This is a genomic window from Cryptosporangium arvum DSM 44712 (assembly GCF_000585375.1).
Taxonomy (GTDB): Bacteria; Actinomycetota; Actinomycetes; order Mycobacteriales; family Cryptosporangiaceae; genus Cryptosporangium; species Cryptosporangium arvum.
On record NZ_KK073874.1, the window covers coordinates 5,347,744 to 5,365,249 of the forward strand.

Below are 17,506 nucleotides of genomic sequence, written 5' to 3' on the forward strand. Positions count from 1 at the left end.
AGCCGGAGGGATCGAAGCCGGAGGGGCCAGGGAATCCGCTCCGCACTCCTCGCAGAACCGACCGGCGAGACCCGTACCGCACTCCGGACACACCGCGGCGCCCCCGGGCCGCTCCCCCGCAGGCTCACTCGCCGCCGAGCCCGCCCCGGAACCCGCCCCGGAATCCCGCCCGGAGCCCGCCCCGTCCAGCCGGACCCCGCATTCGTCGCAATAGTCCGTCGCCTCGGACGCATGCCCCTTCGGACACACCACCATGCCGAAGCCCTCTCAGTCGGTCTGCCGCGGCCGGACCTGCTGCGTCTTCCGGGACGCCACCGCCGCCATCTCGGCGTCGATACTCGCAGCCACCTTCCGCAGCCGCACCGTCCCGGTCCGCTCGTCGACCACGTCCACGACCTTCGCCAGCAGCTTCGCGGTGTCCTCCCGGCCCGACTCGGCCGCCAGCTGCACCGCCCGCCCGAGCTTCAGCGTCGCCCGGTCCAGGTCACCGGCCTTCTGCGCCTCGGTCCCCTCCAGGATGGCCTCGGCCAGCTCGGTCTCGTCGGTGTAGTGCGCGACCTGGCGGTTGATCGCCGTCGTCGAGGTCAGGTCGTCCGTCCACACCGCACGTACGAGCGACTGCCCGAGCACGTCGTCGCCGTGGACGACCGAGACCCGCGCGGCGAGCACCTCCTCACCGATCGGGTTGGGCTCCAGGTCGATCTTCAGGTGGTAGTCGCGGCTCTCCGCCCCCCAGGCGCCGATCGGGTACTCGCCCGCACGCTTGCCGGCGTCCCGGCGCCGCCCGGTCAGGTCGATGATCTCCGGGTGGACCTGCTTGACGAAGCGGATCGTCGCCCCGGCCGGTGTCCACACCCGGAGCAGCACGTCGGCCCGGGTCTTGCCCATCGCCGCCTGCGTCATCGCGACGAACTCCGCCGCCAGCGCACCCGGGTCGGTGATGCCCGACGCGGTCCCCAGCAGCTGTTCGGCGACCTTGATCAGGTCACGCGCCATCCAGCCGTCGCCGACGCCCCGGCTGTCGCAGACGAACAGACCGGCGCAGCGCTCGAGCGCCCGGTCGAACGTCTGCTCGGACTCGCCGTTGGCGCCGTCGGTCAGCAGGATGCCGTGGTTGATCGCGGCTCCGTGGCGCCGGAACAGGTCGGCGGCGAGCGTGAGCCAGGTGCCGATCGCGGTGCCGCCGCGCGTCCGCAGGTGCTGGACGGCCTCGCGGGCCTCGGACCGGTTGGCCGGCGAGGACGTCGCGAGCCGGGTCCGGCCGGGGTAGACCGTCCAGGCCTCGGTGTCGCCGGCCACGATCGCGAACGCGACGCCGTCCGGGATCACGTCGATCGCGGCGATCGCGGCCGCCTTCGCGGCGCGGAGCTTCGCACCGCTCATCGAGGCGGAGACGTCGATCATGATGACTTCGGCCGCACCGGCCGCGCGGGGAGGAGCCGCGGACACCTCGCCGGACTGCGTGACGGTGACGACCGCGTCCACGGTGCGGCCGCCGGCCGGGAGGAACTCGTTCTGGTGGGTCTCCACGGTGACCTGCGGTGTGCTGCTCATGGCAACTCCCCTCCCGGGATGCTGGGTACCGCCAGCAGGGCGACGGCGATGTTGTCGGCGCCACCCGCGTCCAGCGCGAGCCCGACGAGCTCCCGCGCGGCGGCGGCGGGCGGCGACCCGGCGACGCGGGCGAGGTCGGCCGGGCCGGCCAGGTAACGGGACAGGCCGTCGGTGCAGAGGAGCAGGAGGCCGGGTCCGTCCGCGGGAACGGCGACGACGTGCGGGCCGACGCCGGGCGCGTCGGCGCCGAGCCAGCGGGTGAGCGGCGCACCCGGGGTGTCGGGCCGGGCGTCGTCCTCGGTGAGGCACCGCGCCGCGCCGCGGTCGGGGATCCAGTACGCCCGGGAGTCACCGGCCCAGCTCACGGCCATCCCCTCGCCCGTGACGACGCCGGACACGTAGGTGCAGCTGGGCGCGTCGGCCGGCACCGTGTCGACGAGCGCGTCCACCGCGGCGAGCGCGTCGTCGAACGCCTCGAGCGAGGCCGCGCCGGGGTCGCCGCCGCCGGTGAGCGCGCGGAGCAGGGCGGGCAGCGCGGCCTCGCAGGCGGCCACGGCGGCCGCGTCGGCGCGGGGCGAGCTGGAGACGCCGTCGCAGACGACCGCGACGGGCCCGGCGGGGGTACGCCCGATCGCGACCGCGTCCTCGTTGTGGTGGCGGTGGGTGCCCCGGTCGGTCAGCGCGGCGACCCCCGGCAACTCCAGCGCGGCCCGGTCCCGCCCGGCTCCGCGGCGGCGCCCGCACTCACCGCAGTAGCCACCGATCGACGCGTCCGCTCCGCAGTGCGCACACCGCCCGGCCGCCGCCCCCGACCCCAACCAGCCGCCGACGGCGTCCGACCCTCCCGGGGCCGCCGGGGGTCGCCCGGGCAGATCGGCGCCGCAGGCCTCGCAGAAGACGTCGGTGGGGGCGGCGGGGGCCGCGCAGCGGGTGCAGGTCATCCGGGTCACACCAGCGTCCGGGGGCGCACCCGGTTGGCCCGGTCGACGAACGTGATGCGCCGCTCGGCGTCCGGGGCCAGTTTGGCCAGCGTGCGGTACACCGTCTCCAGTCCGAGCCGGACGTCCCGCTCGGCCAGCCGGCAGCCGAGCACCGTCCCACCGGGAAGCGCCCCACCGCCGGACCGCGCTCCGGTGGTCAGCCAGGTCAGCACCGCGGTGAGCACCTCGGCCGACAGCCGGGCCCGCGGCTCGCCGTCGAGCGGCAGCCGTTCGATCCGGGCCGACACGTCGAGGAACCCGGCGGCCGACGGCGGCGACTCCAGCCGCGCCCGCACCGCCGCGACCTGCGCGGTCAGGTGATGGCTGGACGCGGCCGGGACCTCCTCGAGCACCTCGATCGCGCCCGCGTGGTCACCCCCGGCGCGCCGGACGCGGGCCAGGCCGAACGCGGCGCTGACGTACGCGTGGTCGCCGGACCACACGCGCTGGTAGCGGGCGAGCGCCGCCTCCGGTTCCCCGGCCCACTCGGCGGCGACGGCGAGCGCGAGCTGGGGTGCGAGCTCGCCGGGCAGCGCGCCGTACACCGCGTCGAACGAAGCCAGGGCCGCGCGCGGGTCACCGTCGGTCAGTGCCGCGAGCCCGCGGAGCCAGTCGACGCGCCAGTCCAGCGGCTCGTCGCGCGCCCGCTCGTCGATCAGGGCCCGGGCGGCGGTGGTCTCGCCGGCCAGGAGGCGCGCGCGGGCCACCGCGATCGGCACCTCGACGCTGTCCGGCGGCGCGCCCCGTGCCGCGGTCGCCAGGTCGGCCGCGCCCAGGTCCCGGGTGGCGAGCAGGAACGCCGCGCCGGGGTCGGCCGCGTCCACCTGCGGCACCGGTAACGCCGCCGCGATCGCCGGCCCGTCGAAGGCCTCGGCTCCGGTCGTCGTGGCGAAGGCGGCGCCCTCGTGGGTGAAGCGGGTCGAGGCCGCGGGGCGGGGGGTGCCGTCGGCGGCGCAGAGCACCTGCCGGAGGACGCCGAGCAGCTGGTCGGACAGGTCGGCGGCGGAGTCGAAGCGGCGGTCGGGGTCGGGGTCGGTGGCCCGCAGCAGGAGCCGGTGGTAGGACTCCTGCTCGGCCAGCAGCGGCTGCTCGGCGGGGTCCGGCAACCGGTCGGCGTACCGGCCGGAGAAGCCGCGGAAGTCGAAGCTGAGCACGGCCATCGTGCGCGCGACCGTGTACAGGTCGGAGCTGATCGACGGCCCGTCGGTGGACACCTCGGGCGCCTGGTACCCGACCGTTCCCCACACCACGCTCACCGCGTCGTCGAGGCGGCGGACCGCACCGAGGTCGACGAGTTTGAGCCGGTCGTCGCCGTGGATGGCGTTGTCGGGTTTGAAGTCGCAGTACAGCAGCCCGCGCTCGTGCAGGTACCCGAACGCGGGGAGGATCTCCAGCCCGTAGGCGAGCACCTGGTCGAGCGGCAGGGGTCGGGCGCCGCGGGCCGGGTCGGTGCGGAGTTCACGCAGGGAGCGGCCGCCGACGTACTCCATCACGAGGTAACCGACGTCGGCGTGCGTCCTCGGGTCGGGGTGCAGCGCGAAGTCGTGGATCGTGACGATCGTCGGGTGGTCGACCGAGACGAGGAAGCGGCGTTCGGACACCGCGGCGGCCACGGCGTCGGGGTCGCCGGCGTCGATCAGGCCTTTCAGGACGACCCAGCGGTCGCTGACGTCGTCGCCGACGTTCTTGTCGCGGGCCAGGTAGATCCAGCCGAGGCCGCCGTAGGCCAGGCAGCCCAGCACCTCGTAGCGTCCGCCGACGAGCGTGCCCGGGGCCAGACCGGGCACGAACGAGAACGGCGTGCGGCAGGCCGGGCAGAAACCCGCGACGCGGCCGGGCCGGTCGTCCCGGTCGCGCCCGACCGGCCGTCCGCAGTCGGGGTTGCCGCAGAAGCGACGGTCCTGGGCCACCTGGGGGTCGGCGAGCACGGCGGTCGCCGGATCGCGCAGCGGCACCCGCGGCAGATCGAGCAGACCACCACCGAGCCGCGCCCGCGAGGAGCCGGTCCGCCGCGACGCACCGGTCCCCCGCGAGGAACCGGTCCCGCGCGAGGACCCGGTCCCGCGCGACGCACCGGTCGCCACGGGCGACGGCCCGCTCGCGCCGGAGGTTCCGACCCCCGCCGCCGGGGCCTTCCGGCCGCACTCGTCGCAGTACCCGTCCGCGTCGTACGTACCGGGGCATCCCGGCCGCCGGCAGGATCCGCTCACGCCGCACCCCCTCCCGGCCCGGCGAGGGACCGCTGATACGCCACGACCGCGCGGGTCGACGCGGCCAGATCGCACGGCGCCGTCCACAGCAGCGCCCGCGCCGCCTCGTACGCCGCCAGCACCGCGGGATGCTCGCCCACCCCGGTGCGCACCGCTTTCGCCCGGTAGGAGTCCAGCCGTCCGCGCAGTTCCTCCCGCCGGGCCAGCAGCCCGTCGGCGAACTCACGGCGCTGCGCCACCGCGTTCAGCGCGGCGCCGACCGCCTCCTCCAGGGCCGGGAGCGCCTGGTCGAGCGCGGCCGCGTCGAGCCGCTCGAGCGTGTCGAGCCGCCGCCGCAGGCCGGCCGACGCGACCCCGTCCGGAGGCAACCGCGGGTCGTGGATCCTGGCCAGGGCCCGTGCGTTCGCGTCGCGCACGCCGTGCTCGTCGGACTCCAGCCGGGTCAGCGCCCCGGCCAGCGCGGCCCGCCGGGCGCCGTACCCGGCTCGCCTGGTCGCCAGGGCACGCAGCCGCTCGACCGTCGCTTCGGTCGTCGCGATCAGCGAGGCCGCCGCGGTGGCGTGCAGATCGATGCCGAGCGGGTCGGCCGCGGCCCGCCCGGCCAGGTCACGCAGGGCCGCCGCGACCGAGGCCTCGCCCGTCCCGGCGGCGCGCGACGCGTCGTCCAGCGCGGCGTCGAGCCGACGCAGCGTGTCGACGGTCGCGAGCCGTTCGCCGACGTCGGCGAGCGCGGCCCGGACCTCCCGGCATTCCTGTTCGAGCCACTCGCCGACCCGCGCCACCGGCACCCCACGCACGGCGTCGGGGACGTCCGGGCCGGTGAGGGGGCCGAGCAGCCGCGCGGAGAGCGACGTCAGCTGGGTACGGCTCCACCGGTCGCCCGGCGGACGGGCGGTGTCCAGGGCTTCGCCGAACGCGGCGAAGGACGCCCAGAGCACGTCGATGCGCAGGCGCAGGCGCTCCCAGAACTCCCGGGTCACACCGTCCAGCGACGTCACCCGCAGGTACGCGAGCCCACCGTCGGAGCCGTCCATCGCCAGCAGCGCCTCGGCGATGCGGCTGCGTTCGTCGGCCAGCTCGGTCAGCAGCCGGGTGATCGACGCCCGGTTCGGCGCGGTGACCACGGCCGTCAGTCCCGGTAGACCGCGGCCGGCGTGGGCGCGGGGCCCAGCGCGTTCAGCCAGCGCCGGTAGCTGCGCGCCAGTGCGCCGCCGGACCGCAGCCGCTCGAGGACCCCGTTGGTGAACCGCACCAGGTCGACGTTCTCCTTCGGGATGGCGACGCCGGACGGCTCGCTGCTCAGCGGCGGCCCGACCATCTCGGTGCCCGGGTCCTGGGCGACGAGCCCGAGCAGAATCGTGTCGTTCGTGGAGACCGCGTCGACCTGGCCCTGCTGGAGCAGCACGAGGCAGTCGATCGTGCTGTCGGTGGTCACCGGCCCGATCCCGGGGATCGTGGCGATCTTGGCGATGCTCGTGCTGCCCTTGGTGGCGCAGACCTTGCCCCGCCGCGCGGCGACGTCGTCGAGCGAGGTGATCCCGGACCCGCGGTCGACCACGATTCGCTGCCGGGCGCGCAGGTACTCGGTCGAGAAGTTGACCTGCTGCCACCGGGAGCAGTTCATCGTGACGGTGCGGATCACCATGTCCACTTCGCCCCGCTGCAGCACCGGGATGCGGTCCTGCGTGGTGATGTGCCGGAACTGCACCTTGGCCGGGTCGCCGAAGAGCGCCCTGGCGATCTCCCGGGCCAGGTCGATCTCGAACCCGGCCAGGTCACCGGTGGTCCGGTCGCGGTAGGCCAGCAGGTAGGCGTTCTGGTCGATGCCGACGACCAGCCGGCCGCGCTGCACGATCCGCGCCATCGTGCTGCCGGCCGGCATCCGGCCCGGCGCCGGCATCGACGCCGGCGGCCGGTAGCTGGCCAGCGGGTCGCACCCGGGCTGCGGCGACGGGCTCGGCACCACGGCCGGGTCGGCGACGTTCTGCGGCCGGGGCCGGAGCGGCGCGGGGTCGTCGGTCCCGGCCCCGGGCCGCGCGGAGGAGCAGGCGGTGCAGGCGGTCAGCACGAGCACGGCCAGCGCGAGCAGGAGGCGCCTCATCGGTACTCCCCGATCCGGTTGCGGGTGCCGAGCACCACCGCGGCGAGAGCGATCAGACCGAGCGCGAGCACGGCCACCCGGGCGCCGGCCAGGTCGGCGGCAGCGTCGTCGGCGCGGGCGTCGAACCAGCGGCCGGCGGCGTCGGCGTACTCGTCGAGCGCGCGGTCGAGCTGCTCGAACGTCGCGGACGGCGGCCCCGCCGCGAGCCGGACGGCCTCGGCGTACCGGCCGCTGTCGTCGAGCGCGCGGACGTCGGCGTGGAGCGTGCGCCACCGTGCGGCCAGGCCGGCGATGCGCCGGACCTGGTCGCGGTCGGCGCCGGGTGCGGCCGCCGCGTCGCCGAGGAGCCCGGTGCGGCCGTCGTTTCCGATCAACCCGTTCAGCATCTCGGCGTAATGGCGCTCGTTGGCCGCGCCGTCACCGCGTGCGATCAACGTCAGCGACTCGTCCGCGCGGGCCTGCAGCACCACGACCCGGGCCTCGGCCAGCCGGATGAACTGCTCCGACCCGGTTTCCCGGCCGATGTTCACGTTCCCGACCGCCGACCCCACCGCCACGACGAACCACACCAGCGCGACGACGGTCGCCGCCGACGCCACCGCCAGGCCCGGGTTGACCAGCCGGTTCGTGCGCCGGGTGAGGAACACCTGGGCACCGGCCAGCGCGAGCAGCAGCGCGAGCCCGACGATGAGCACGAGCACCGGGAAGTCGGCGCCGCTGCGCTGGGCGTCGGCCAGCCGGCCGGTCTCCAGCGTGAACAGCCGCTGCGCGGCCGGGAGCAGCGTGTCGCGCATCAACCCGGAGGCTTCACGCAGGTAGGCGGCGCCGAGCGGCAGCTGCTGGCGGTCGTAGGCCCGTGCGGTCTCGACCAGTCCGGTGTAGACCGGTAGCCCGGTGGACAGCGCCCGGAGCTGGTTCTCGCTGGCGCGGCCGGGGTCGCTCGCGCTGCTGGTGGCCCGCAGCGCCGACGCGATCGCCGACCCGGCCGTGGCGACGTCGTCGAGGTAGCGGGTACGCAGCGCGGACGTCTCGGCGCCGGTGCCGAGGAACGCCGCCGCGGCGGTGGCGTCGGCATCGGAGAGCGAGCGGTAGATGTCCAGCGCGTGCACCGACAGCGGCCCGCTGACCACGCGCACGTCGTCGACCAGGGCGGCGCGCCCGCCGACCGCGAGCAGCCCCGCGACGCTCCACACCAGGCCGAGACCGACGAGCGCGACCGTGATCGTCACCAGCAGACCCGGCGTGGTACGCGCGCGCCGGGCCGCCGGTGAGGCCGAGATCCGAGTGGGTATTTCCAGCCGCACGACCGCCCCCGTTCCACGGGCCGAGCACCGAGTACGCCTCAGGTTAGGGACCGGGTCAACCGGTGGGCGGGCACGACTGTCGGTAACGCGACAACCGACCGTGGTGTGTAGGTGACGTGTAGCGGCGCCGAACACTCTGGACGCTCACGGCCGGCACGCGGCGACGGGGCGCGGTGATGGACTCAGTGCTAGCGGCGTTACGGGAGAGCGCGACACCCGCTCTCTACCGGCGGAACATGTTCCGCCTGACCGGGCTGCCCACCGGCGCCGACCGGCGCACCGTCCGGCAGCGACGGCAGCGGGTCCTCACGCTGCTCGAGGTCGGAGCCGATCCGGGTGGGGAGGGCGGTGACCCGCAGGACGTCGCCCGCGCGTTCGACCTGATCCTCGGCGACCCGCGCCGGCGCCTGGTCGACGAGCTGTTCTGGTACTGGGACGCCGACACCACCGCCTGCTCCTGCCCCAGCACCCTGCACCGCGACCACGACGAGGCGGTGCTCTCCCACTGCGAGGTGCTCGAGCGGGAGGCGCGCAGCGCGCAGCTGTCCCCCGGCGAGCTGCGCGAGCTCGACGAGGACTGGGCCGACGCCGCCGAGGAGTGGGCGTCGGTGCTGCGCCGCGTCGCGTTCTGGGACCACGTCCGCCACCGGATCGAGGCGCTCGACGACAAGCAGCTCGACGAGTCCGCGATCGACGTGATCCGCGACGAGCTCCCGCTCGTGCTGGTCAAGCCGCTGGTCCTGCTCGCGGCCGGCTCACCGGCCCGCCCGGCGACCCTCCGCGGCGCGGCCCTCGGCTGGCCCGCGCCCCGCGACCAGGTGCTCGACCTGCTCGAACAGTCGGCCGAGCCGCTCTACGACGAGGTCAGCGCCGCCCTGCGGGAGGCGCGGGAAGCGCTCGAGGGCAGCAGGCCGCTCGCCGCCGCGACCGCGCTGACGAGGTCCGCGGTGCCGCGGCTCGAACGCCTGGACGCCCTGGCCCCGGCGGCCGACCACCGCCGCACCAGCCGCACCCGCAACGACGTCGCGATCGCGTTCAACAACTGTGCCGTCCAGGACATCGACACCCGCGGCGCGCCCGCGGAGCAGTCCGCACGCCAGTGGCTCACCACCGCGAAGGGCCTCGCGACCGACGCCGGCACCCGCACCGCGATCGCGCAGAACACCGAGTACGTGGGTCAGGTGGTGCTCGCCGCCCGGCTGCGCGGCGTCGGCCGCGAGTTCCAGCGGGCACCGGCTCCGCAGCCCCGGACCTCCGGCGCCGGATGTGTGCTGTGGCTGGTGGTGGTCGCGCTGGTCGTGATCTTCCTGATCGCGGTGAACCGCTGATGGCGCTGGTCCGCAGCGGTGAGCGGATCGGCGACTCGCTCGTCGTCGACCGGATGCTCGGGGAGGGCGCCTTCGCCGAGGTGCACCGCGTCGAGCACCGCTACCTCGGCTGGCAGGCGATGAAGGTGTTCAAGCGGGTCGCGTCCGAGGCCGAGACCCGCGAGCTGCTCGACGAGGCGCGTCTGCTCTCGACGCTCGGGCACCGGCACGTCATCCGGCTCTTCGACGTCGGCACGCTGCCGACCGCCGAAGGCCGGCGCGGGTACTTCACGATGGAGTACGTGCCCGGCGGCACGCTCGAGCGGTTCGTCGCCGCGCACCGCCCGGCGGTGCCGACGGACGTGGCCGCCGAGGTGATGACGCAGATCGCGGCCGGTCTCGCGGTGGCGCACGGCCAGGACCCTCCGGTGCTGCACCGCGACCTGACGACGGCGAACATCCTGGTCGGCTACGACGGCGCCGGCCTGCGGATCCGGATCAGCGACTTCGGGCTGGCCAAGCGGGCCGACCCGTTCACGCGGCTGGCCAGCGCCCAGGGCACGTACGCGTTCATGGCGCCCGAGGTGATGCGCTCCGGCGGGTACTCCTGCGCCGGGGACGTCTGGTCGGTGGGCGTCCTCGCGTACCTCATGCTCACCGACCACCTGCCCTACGACGACGGGGCGCCGTTCGCGCCGCACCACGCGCGGTTCACGCGACCGCTGCTGCCGCCGAGCCGGTACAACGAGACCGTCGACGAGGAGCTGGACCGGATCGTCACCGGGGCGCTCACCGTCGACCCGTGGCTGCGCACCCCGACCGCCCGGGAGCTCGGCGACGCCCTGGCCGCGCGCCGCGTGCGGGCTCCGGTGCCCGCGGTCACGACGGCCGAACCGAGCCCGCGGGCCCGGCGGCTGGTCGGCGACGCACACGAGCTGGCGCGCACCCCGGGCGGGCTGCAGCGCGCCGCGGATCTCCTGGAGGAAGCCATCGGTCTCTCCCCGCGCCTGGCCGGAGAACACGCCCACACGCTGATCCGCTGGCGGCGAGGAGTGGTGATGTGAAGCCCCTGATCCGTCTGCGGGCCGGGCTGCGGCAGCGCAGACAAACCCGCGAGCTTCCGCATCGCGCCGCCGGACGACGACGAGGTCATCGCGCTCCTGACCCGGCTCGTCGGGACGGTCCCCGACGAGCCGGCGCCCGACGAGCCGGCGCCCGGGAACGATCCACCGGACGACAAGGCGCTCGCCGACGCGGCCACGAACCTCTGGCGGGCCCAGCGGCGGCTGGCCCGCGACGCCCGGACCGCCCGCGACCGGCAGACCGGCCGCTACCTGCGCTCGTGCCGCGACGCGCTGAGCGACGCCGGCCTGGTCATCCAGGAACACGACGGCGACGCGTTCCACTCCGGCCGGTCGATCGAGGTGCTGGCCGTCCAGGAAGAGGAGGGCCGGACCACCGAGGTCGTCCTCGAGACCGTCCGCCCGACCGTGTACCTGCACGACCGCCGCATCCAGATGGGCCAGGTCATCGTCGCCGGCCCGGCCGTGACGACAACGAGGAGCGACCATGCCGGCCAGCAGCACGATTGACGTCGGGATCGACCTGGGCACCACGAACAGCGCCATCGCGGTCGTCACGAACGGCGAGGCCGTCATCGTGAAGAACAACGACGGCTGGGACACCACGCCCTCCGCGGTATGGATGCCGAAGGCCGACGTCGTGCACGTCGGGCGTCGCGCCCGGGAGCGGGTCGAGTCCGACCCGGACAACACGGCGGCCGAGTTCAAGCAGGAGATGGGGCTCGCCGACGCGCGCCACCCGTTCGCCCGGGCCGGGCGGGAGCTCACGCCCCCGCAGCTGTCGGCCGAGGTGCTCACCTCGCTGCGCGCCGACTTCGCGCAGCGGCTCGACACCGCTCCCCCGCCGTTCGCGGTGATCACCGTGCCGGCCGCGTTCACGCTGAACCAGAACCAGGCGACGGTCGAGGCCGCGACGCTGGCCGGGTTCGAGCCCGGCTGCCCGCTGGTGCAGGAACCGACGGCGGCCGCGTTCGCGTACGGCTTCCAGGACGCGGCCGACCGCGGGTACTGGCTGGTGTTCGACTTCGGCGGCGGCACGTTCGACGCGGCGATCGTCAACAAGCGCGACGGTGACCTGCGCGTGCTCAACCACGCCGGCGACTCGTTCCTGGGCGGCAAGCTCATCGACTGGGCGATCGTCGAGAAGGTACTGGCGCCGGCGGCGGGCCGCGCGCTCGGCTTCGCCGACTTCCGGCGGGACAACGCGGCCTGGCGCGCGAACTTCGCGAAGCTCAAGCTCGCCGCCGAGGAGGCGAAGATCCAGCTCTCCCGCACCGACCGCGTCGACGTGGACGCGGTGCTGCGCGGCCCGAACGGCGAGGAGGAGGAGTTCGAGTACGCGCTGCGCCGGGACGAGCTGGACTCGATCGCGGAGCCGTACTACGTCCGCGCGATCAACCTGTGCCGCTCCGCGCTGCGTGAGGCCTCGCTGGAGCCCGCGGACGTCGACCGGCTCCTGCTCGTCGGCGGCGTCACGCTCTCGCCCGGGCTGCGTGAGCGGCTGGCCGACCCGCGGCACGGCATCGGCATCGCGCTGGACACCAGCCTCGACCCGAGCACCGTCGTCGCGCGCGGCGCCGCGATCTTCGCCAGCACGATCCGCCGCCCGGCCACGACGCCGACCCGCGCCGCGTCCCCGGGCGAGTTCCTGGTCGAGCTGGCGTTCGAGCCCAGCGTCACGACGACGACGCCCACGGTCGGCGGGCGGCTGCGCGGCGCGGGCACGCCCGACTGGACGTCCTACGGCGTCACGCTGACCAACCCGGACGGACACCCGCCGTTCCGGTCCGGTCTCATCCGCCTGAACGCCAACGGCGCGTTCGCCACCGAGGTCGACCTCGACCCGCACACGACCTCGCACTTCACCGTCGCGCTGACCGACTCCGGCGGCACCCGCCGGCCACTGACCCCGGACACGTTCTCGATCACCCACCGGGACGTGGAGTTCGGCGGCGTGCGGCTGGCGCACTCGCTCGGCATCCAGCTCGCCGACCGCGCGTTCGCCGCGATCCTGCGGAAAGGCGAGACGCTGCCGGCGCGGGCCCGCGAGGTGTTCCACACGTCCGGGGCGCTGCAGCGCGATCAGGCCGACGCGGTGATCCGGATCCCGATCGTCCAGGGTGAACGCCCGCGCGGCGACCGCAACCGGGAGGTCGGGGTGCTCGAGATCCGCCCGCGCGACGTGCGGATCGACCTGGCGGCGGGCACCGAGGTGGAGGTGACGTTCGAGGTCGACGCGTCCAGCCTGGTCACCGTCGTCGCCGACGTGCCGCTGGTGCAGGCGCAGTTCGAGGCCGAGATCAACCTCGACGAGGTGCGCACGGCCAGCGTCCAGAGCCTCCAGGAGCAGCTCGCCGAGGTCGACCGGCGCCTCGAGCGGCTCCGCGAGGCCGCGCCGGCCGGCGGTGGCCGCGAGCAGCTGGACCGGCTGGACGACGAGAGCGCGCTGGACACCGTCCGCGACCAGGTCGGGGCCGCCCGCGTCGACCGGGGCGCGGCGGCGGCCGCCGAGGAACGCCTGCGCGACCTGCAGGCCGATCTGGACGACATCGAGGAGAAAGCGCAGCTGCCGGAACTCGTCCGTCAGCTGCGCGGGGTGCTCGACGAGGCCGCCGGGACCGTGGACGCCGCCGGCGACGCCGCCGACCGCCGGGAGCTCGCCGACCTGCGCCGCCGGGCCGACACCGCGATCGACGCCGGGGACGTCGCGGCGGTGCGCGCGGCGATCGATCGCACGTCGTCGTTCGTGATCGAGCTCGAACGGCGCCGGCCGGACTGGCCGGTCCAGCTGTTCTTCGCGCTGGAGGCGATGGTGCCGCGCTCGGCGGCCGCCGAGGGGTTGCTCTCCGAGGGGCGCCTGGCGATCGCGAACCAGGACGCGACCGCGCTCACCGCGGTCAACCAGCGCCTGGTGCGGCTGCTGCCGAAGGAGGCGCAGGACCAGGTCATCGGCTTGCGGTCGGCGTCGTGACCGCGACCGCGCGCGCCACGCCGGAGCACCGGCTCACGCTGCACCGGGCCCGCTCCGCGGCGTACGTCGGCGACCTGGAGACCGCGTCGGCGCTCCTGGCCGAGCTGGACCCGGGCGGGGACGGGCCGCACCCCGGCGAACCGGGTGCGGACGCGTTCGATCTGCGCGCCCGGGTGCGTGCCCAGCGGGGTGAGTACGGCGCGGCCGACGAGGACTGGGCGCGGGTGCTCGCGCTCCGGCCCGGCGACCCGGACGCGGTGGCCGGGCGGGCCACGCTGGCCCGGCTCGCCGCCGGGCGGCGGGTCCGTCCGGTGTACACGCCGGCCCGTGCGGTGGCGCTGCTCGCGGCCGCGCTACTCGTGGCGTCGACGACGGCAGTGGTGTGGGTGGGGACCGACCGCGGGGAGGCGACCGGCGACCCGGCCGCGGCGGGGTTGCGGCGCGAGGTCGCGACGCTGCGGGCGGAGCGGGACGCGCGCGCGGCCGCGGAGGCGCGGCAGCGGGAGGCGGGCGCGGCGGCCGCGGCGCGGCACCGGGAGCGGCTGACCGCTGTGGCCTCGGCGTTCGCGGGACTGCCCGGGGTGCGGGTGGAGCAGCGGTCCGCCGACGTGCGGCTGGTGTTCACCTCGGGGGTGTTCGCTTCCTCGACCGAGCTGACCCCGGCGGCCGGGCCGGTGCTGGCCGCGGTCGGCCGCCGGCTGAGGACGCTGGAGGTGGTGACGACGGTCGTCGGGCACACGGTCGCGGTGCCGGGCGGGCGCACCAGCGGCGGGTCGGTGGTCGGGTACGGGCGGGCGCAGGTGGCGGCGCGGGAGCTGGCGGTGGCGTCCGGACGGCCGCTGGCGCAGTTCGCGCTGGTGAGCGCGGAACAGTCGGAGGGCCCGTTCCCGGACGCCCGTCGCAACCGGACGGTGACGATCCTGCTGCGCCCGGAGTGATTCCCGGTGAACCCCGGCGTGTCACCCACCCGCCTGCCACGCTGATCGGAGAAGTGCGGCGATCAGCGGACCCGGCGGCGGACGGACCGGAGGTGGGTGTGGTCGGCGAGGACGGGCTGGTGGAGTTCCGGGCGGCGGCCCGGGCGGCCGCGTCGGCGCGGGCGGCGATGACGAACGTGGCCCGGCAGCGTGAGGTGGCGCAGGCCGCGGTCGCGCAGGCGGCCGGATCCGCGCGGCACTACCGCGAGATCGATCTGCTCCGCACCGAGGACGCCCGGCTGACCCGGGAACTCGACGCCGCGCGCACCGAGCTCGTCGCGGCCGAGCAGGCGGCGGCCACGGCACGCGACGCCGCCGACCGGCTTCCGCTGACCGCGCGGACGCGACGCCGGGAGGCCAGGGCGGACGCGTCCCGGGCCGCCGCGGACGCGGACGCCGCCCGGGCCCGCCTGGCCGTGGCCGAGGAGAAGGCCGGGCAGCAGCGCGCGCTCACCGACGCCCGGGTGGCCGGCGAGCACGCGGCCGTCCGGTTCTCCCGGGCCGAGGTCCACGCCCGCCTCGAACGTCTCCGCGACGCCGACGAGCGCCTGCTCGCGGCCCGGGCCGCAGCCGAGGACGCGGCCGCGATCGAACACGCCGCCGCCGCCCGCCGCCGCTCCTGACCGGCGGCGCGCACCGATCCGGTCAGTCCCCGGGCACGGCCTGCCCGGGGAAGAGTCTGCGCCACAGATCGCGCTGCGCCGCGACCGCGGAGCCGCCGAACTCCCCGATGGACTCCTGCCACCAGCCGGCGGCTCCGGTGGGTTCGGCGGGTTCGGCCATCGCGCCGGCCAGCTCGTCGCGCAGCCACGCGTAGTGGCCGTCGGCCAGGCTCGCGCGGAGGTCGGCGATGCCGCTGGGGTCGAAGTTCCAGCAGTAGGTGCGCAAGATTTGGCGTAACCGCAGTGACGGAACGGAGCGATCCTGCGTGCCTGATATCGAAGGAGCCTGCATGGCGTGTTCCTCCCGCAACGGCGTGTTCACCCGAGCGTCAGGCTAGCGATACGCAACGCACATGAACACAGTCCGACGGGCTCGAATTTGTGAGAACCAATCTGTGATTCGCAGATCTGCAATTCCCACCGGCGAGCGCGGCTGCCGGCGCCCCCGTGCGCGTCACGCGTAGCTGGGCAGCGCCGGGTCGGCGGCGAAGTTGTCGGTGCTCTTCAGCAGCGCGCTGCGCACGACGGCCTGGCTGAACAGGGCGTTGCGCAGCCAGAGGCCGTGGCGGGTACGCGGCGCGAGGAAGCGGCCCGGGTCGGCACGCTTCTGCCAGCGGCCGGCGTACCGGCGCAGGTGCTCCTCGTACGCGGCGAGCGGACGGCCGTTCGCCACCTCGCCCGCGAGCACGTGCGCCCCGACGATCCCGGTGCCGACGCCCATCCCGCCCAGCGTGACGCCCCAGGCGGCGTCGCCGAGCAACGCGACCCGCTCGCTCGTCCACCGCGGGACGCGCACCCGGCTGATCGCGTCGAAGTAGATCTCCGGGGCGTCGGCCAGGCCGGCGAGCAGCTCCGGGACGCGCCACCCGAGGCCGCGGAACGTCGAGGTGATCAGTTCTTTCTGGGGTGCGGCGTCGTGGAAGTCGACCGGGAGCTCGGGCGCGGCGAACACGACCATCGCCGAGCGCGGGCCGAGCGCGGCGAGCCGGCCCGGCACCCCGTAGTGCAGCACGTCGGAGCCGGCGCCGGACACGTCCCAGCCGGCGACGTAGTAGTTCAGATGGCGCACGAACTGCTGCTCCGGCCCGAAGCGCAGGCGCCGGACGCCGGAGTGCATGCCGTCGGCGCCGACGACGAGGTCGAACGTGCGGTCGGGCGCGTGCCGGAACCGCACCTCGACGCCGTCGGGGGTCTCGGTGAGGCCGGTGATCGCGTCGCCGAAGACGTATTCGGTGCTCGGGGCGCTGTGGCGGACCAGCGTCGCGGACAGGTCGCTGCGCCGCACTTCGAGCTCACCGCCGGTGAACTCGGGCGGCAACCGGAAGATCTCGCTCCCGTCCTCGGCCACGAACGTCATCGCGCTGCCGTGCGTCTGCTGCTCACGCAGCTCGTCGAGGACGCCGAGGCGGTCGAGGACACCCAGCTGCGCGGGGCCCCGGACGTCGACGGCGAAGCCGCTGGTGCGCAACCGCGGCGCGACCTCGACGACGGTCACGTCGGCGCGGGCGCCGGCGCGGCGGAACGCGAGGGCAAGGGCCGGGCCGGCCACACCGGCCCCGGAGATCAGTACGCGAAGGGTCATGGCAAAAACTGTATCCCTCGGATACAGATTACGCTAGACGCAGTTGACGACGACGACGCGAGGAGAGCGAGTGGACGTCCTGTGGGGAGAGCGACCCGCACCCCGGCGGGGCCCCCGCCCCGCGTTCGACCGCGAGCGCATCGCCAGGGCCGGTATCGAGATCGCCGACCGGGAGGGCCTCGCCGCGGTGACGATGCAGCGGGTGGCCGAGAGCCTCGGTGTGACGAAGATGGCGCTCTACCGCTACCTGCCGGGCAAGGCCGAGCTGGTGGCGCTGATGGTCGACATCGGAATCGGCGCGCCCCCGGCCCCGGGCGGTGCGGGCTGGCGCGAGGCGCTCGCGCTCTGGGCACGTGAACTGTTCGTGCGCTTCCACCAGCACCCGTGGACGCTCGAGGCCACCCGCGGCGCCCGTCCCGTCGGGCCGAACGAGCTGGGCTGGATGGAGGTCGCGGTCGCCGCGCTGGCCGGCTCGGGGCTCGACGGCGCCGAGACGCTCGACACGGTCGTGGTGCTGACCGGCCACGTCCGGGCGCTCGGCGAGCAGACCGTGGCGTTCGGCACGGTGTCGGCCGAGGACCCGCTGACCACGGGGGTCCAGGCGATCCTGGCCGGGCGCGAGGACCGCTTCCCGGCCGTGAGCGCCGCGTTCGCCTCGGCGGCGGCGAGCGGGAACCAGAACCAGGCCCTCGACTACGGCGTCGATCGCATCCTGGACGGCGTGGCGGCCCTGATCGCGTCCCGCCGATAGGGTCCGCCACGGACACCGGGGTCTG

The 17,506-nt window shown here is 75.3% G+C and carries 15 protein-coding genes; 7 read left to right on the forward strand and 8 right to left on the reverse strand.

The window, feature by feature from the left end:
- Positions 1 to 267: 267 nt before the first annotated feature.
- From CRYAR_RS24310 to CRYAR_RS24335, 6 genes are read right to left on the reverse strand one after another with little or no spacing between them, the layout of a single operon-like run.
- Positions 268 to 1,554, reverse strand: coding sequence for a VWA domain-containing protein (locus tag CRYAR_RS24310; protein ID WP_035855433.1), 1,287 nt, complete (start codon positions 1,552 to 1,554; stop codon positions 268 to 270).
- Entirely contained in the window at positions 1,551 to 2,495 is a 945-nt protein-coding gene (locus CRYAR_RS24315) for a protein phosphatase 2C domain-containing protein (RefSeq protein ID WP_035866165.1), read from the reverse strand. Before CRYAR_RS24315 ends, CRYAR_RS24310 begins: the two co-directional genes overlap by 4 nt.
- Before the next feature lie 5 nt (positions 2,496 to 2,500).
- A complete protein-coding gene (locus CRYAR_RS24320; RefSeq protein ID WP_084700902.1) occupies positions 2,501 to 4,744 on the reverse strand; it encodes a serine/threonine-protein kinase in 2,244 nt (747 codons plus the stop codon).
- Positions 4,741 to 5,868 (reverse strand): hypothetical protein, encoded by a 1,128-nt coding sequence (locus tag CRYAR_RS24325; protein WP_035855434.1) that lies wholly within the window; start codon positions 5,866 to 5,868, stop codon positions 4,741 to 4,743. The genes CRYAR_RS24320 and CRYAR_RS24325 overlap by 4 nt, the downstream gene beginning before the upstream one ends.
- Positions 5,869 to 5,873: 5 nt before the next feature.
- Positions 5,874 to 6,845, reverse strand: coding sequence for a glutamate ABC transporter substrate-binding protein (locus CRYAR_RS24330; RefSeq protein ID WP_035855435.1), 972 nt, complete (start codon positions 6,843 to 6,845; stop codon positions 5,874 to 5,876).
- Entirely contained in the window at positions 6,842 to 8,149 is a 1,308-nt protein-coding gene (locus CRYAR_RS24335; RefSeq protein ID WP_035855437.1) for a hypothetical protein, read from the reverse strand. The genes CRYAR_RS24330 and CRYAR_RS24335 overlap by 4 nt, the downstream gene beginning before the upstream one ends.
- A gap of 176 nt (positions 8,150 to 8,325) precedes the next feature.
- Here CRYAR_RS24335 and CRYAR_RS43580 point away from each other — a divergent pair, with 176 nt between their 5' ends.
- The 6 genes from CRYAR_RS43580 (at position 8,326) to CRYAR_RS24365 (ending at position 15,109) form a co-directional block, all read left to right on the forward strand.
- Positions 8,326 to 9,477, forward strand: a complete 1,152-nt coding sequence (locus CRYAR_RS43580) for a hypothetical protein (protein WP_157018026.1) — start codon at positions 8,326 to 8,328, stop codon at positions 9,475 to 9,477.
- Positions 9,477 to 10,520 (forward strand): serine/threonine-protein kinase, encoded by a 1,044-nt coding sequence (locus CRYAR_RS24345; protein ID WP_035855438.1) that lies wholly within the window; start codon positions 9,477 to 9,479, stop codon positions 10,518 to 10,520. Before CRYAR_RS43580 ends, CRYAR_RS24345 begins: the two co-directional genes overlap by 1 nt.
- Before the next feature lie 360 nt (positions 10,521 to 10,880).
- Complete coding sequence (locus CRYAR_RS47530; protein ID WP_157018028.1) at positions 10,881 to 11,048, forward strand: hypothetical protein; 168 nt, start codon at positions 10,881 to 10,883, stop codon at positions 11,046 to 11,048.
- A complete protein-coding gene (locus tag CRYAR_RS24355) occupies positions 11,026 to 13,509 on the forward strand; it encodes an Hsp70 family protein (RefSeq protein ID WP_035855439.1) in 2,484 nt (827 codons plus the stop codon). The genes CRYAR_RS47530 and CRYAR_RS24355 overlap by 23 nt, the downstream gene beginning before the upstream one ends.
- Positions 13,506 to 14,447 (forward strand): tetratricopeptide repeat protein, encoded by a 942-nt coding sequence (locus CRYAR_RS24360; RefSeq protein WP_051570895.1) that lies wholly within the window; start codon positions 13,506 to 13,508, stop codon positions 14,445 to 14,447. The genes CRYAR_RS24355 and CRYAR_RS24360 overlap by 4 nt, the downstream gene beginning before the upstream one ends.
- Before the next feature lie 53 nt (positions 14,448 to 14,500).
- Positions 14,501 to 15,109: a hypothetical protein gene (locus tag CRYAR_RS24365; RefSeq protein ID WP_169745081.1), complete on the forward strand. Its 609-nt coding sequence runs from the start codon at positions 14,501 to 14,503 to the stop codon at positions 15,107 to 15,109.
- 22 nt (positions 15,110 to 15,131) lie between these two features.
- Here CRYAR_RS24365 and CRYAR_RS24370 read toward each other — a convergent pair whose 3' ends face one another.
- Together CRYAR_RS24370 and CRYAR_RS24375 are read right to left on the reverse strand one after the other, a co-directional pair.
- On the reverse strand, positions 15,132 to 15,374 hold the full coding sequence (locus tag CRYAR_RS24370; protein WP_035855442.1) for a hypothetical protein: 243 nt from the start codon (positions 15,372 to 15,374) through the stop codon (positions 15,132 to 15,134).
- A gap of 228 nt (positions 15,375 to 15,602) precedes the next feature.
- A complete protein-coding gene (locus CRYAR_RS24375) occupies positions 15,603 to 16,730 on the reverse strand; it encodes an FAD-dependent monooxygenase (RefSeq protein ID WP_035855443.1) in 1,128 nt (375 codons plus the stop codon).
- Between the two features lie 70 nt (positions 16,731 to 16,800).
- On the opposite strand from CRYAR_RS24375, the gene CRYAR_RS24380 reads away from it, so the two are divergent.
- Positions 16,801 to 17,481, forward strand: a complete 681-nt coding sequence (locus CRYAR_RS24380) for a TetR/AcrR family transcriptional regulator (RefSeq protein ID WP_035855444.1) — start codon at positions 16,801 to 16,803, stop codon at positions 17,479 to 17,481.
- Positions 17,482 to 17,506 lie beyond the last annotated feature (25 nt).

What these genes read in the sequence shown, in the direction of transcription:
- CRYAR_RS24345 (WP_035855438.1), top strand. Translation starts at nt 9,477, where the DNA reads ATGGCGCTGGTCCGCAGCGGTGAGCGGATCGGCGACTCGCTCGTCGTC.
- CRYAR_RS24315 (WP_035866165.1), bottom strand. Translation starts at nt 2,495, where the DNA reads ATGACCTGCACCCGCTGCGCGGCCCCCGCCGCCCCCACCGACGTCTTC.
- CRYAR_RS43580 (WP_157018026.1), top strand. Translation starts at nt 8,326, where the DNA reads ATGGACTCAGTGCTAGCGGCGTTACGGGAGAGCGCGACACCCGCTCTC.
- CRYAR_RS24310 (WP_035855433.1), bottom strand. Translation starts at nt 1,554, where the DNA reads ATGAGCAGCACACCGCAGGTCACCGTGGAGACCCACCAGAACGAGTTC.
- CRYAR_RS24355 (WP_035855439.1), top strand. Translation starts at nt 11,026, where the DNA reads ATGCCGGCCAGCAGCACGATTGACGTCGGGATCGACCTGGGCACCACG.
- CRYAR_RS24375 (WP_035855443.1), bottom strand. Translation starts at nt 16,730, where the DNA reads ATGACCCTTCGCGTACTGATCTCCGGGGCCGGTGTGGCCGGCCCGGCC.
- CRYAR_RS24330 (WP_035855435.1), bottom strand. Translation starts at nt 6,845, where the DNA reads ATGAGGCGCCTCCTGCTCGCGCTGGCCGTGCTCGTGCTGACCGCCTGC.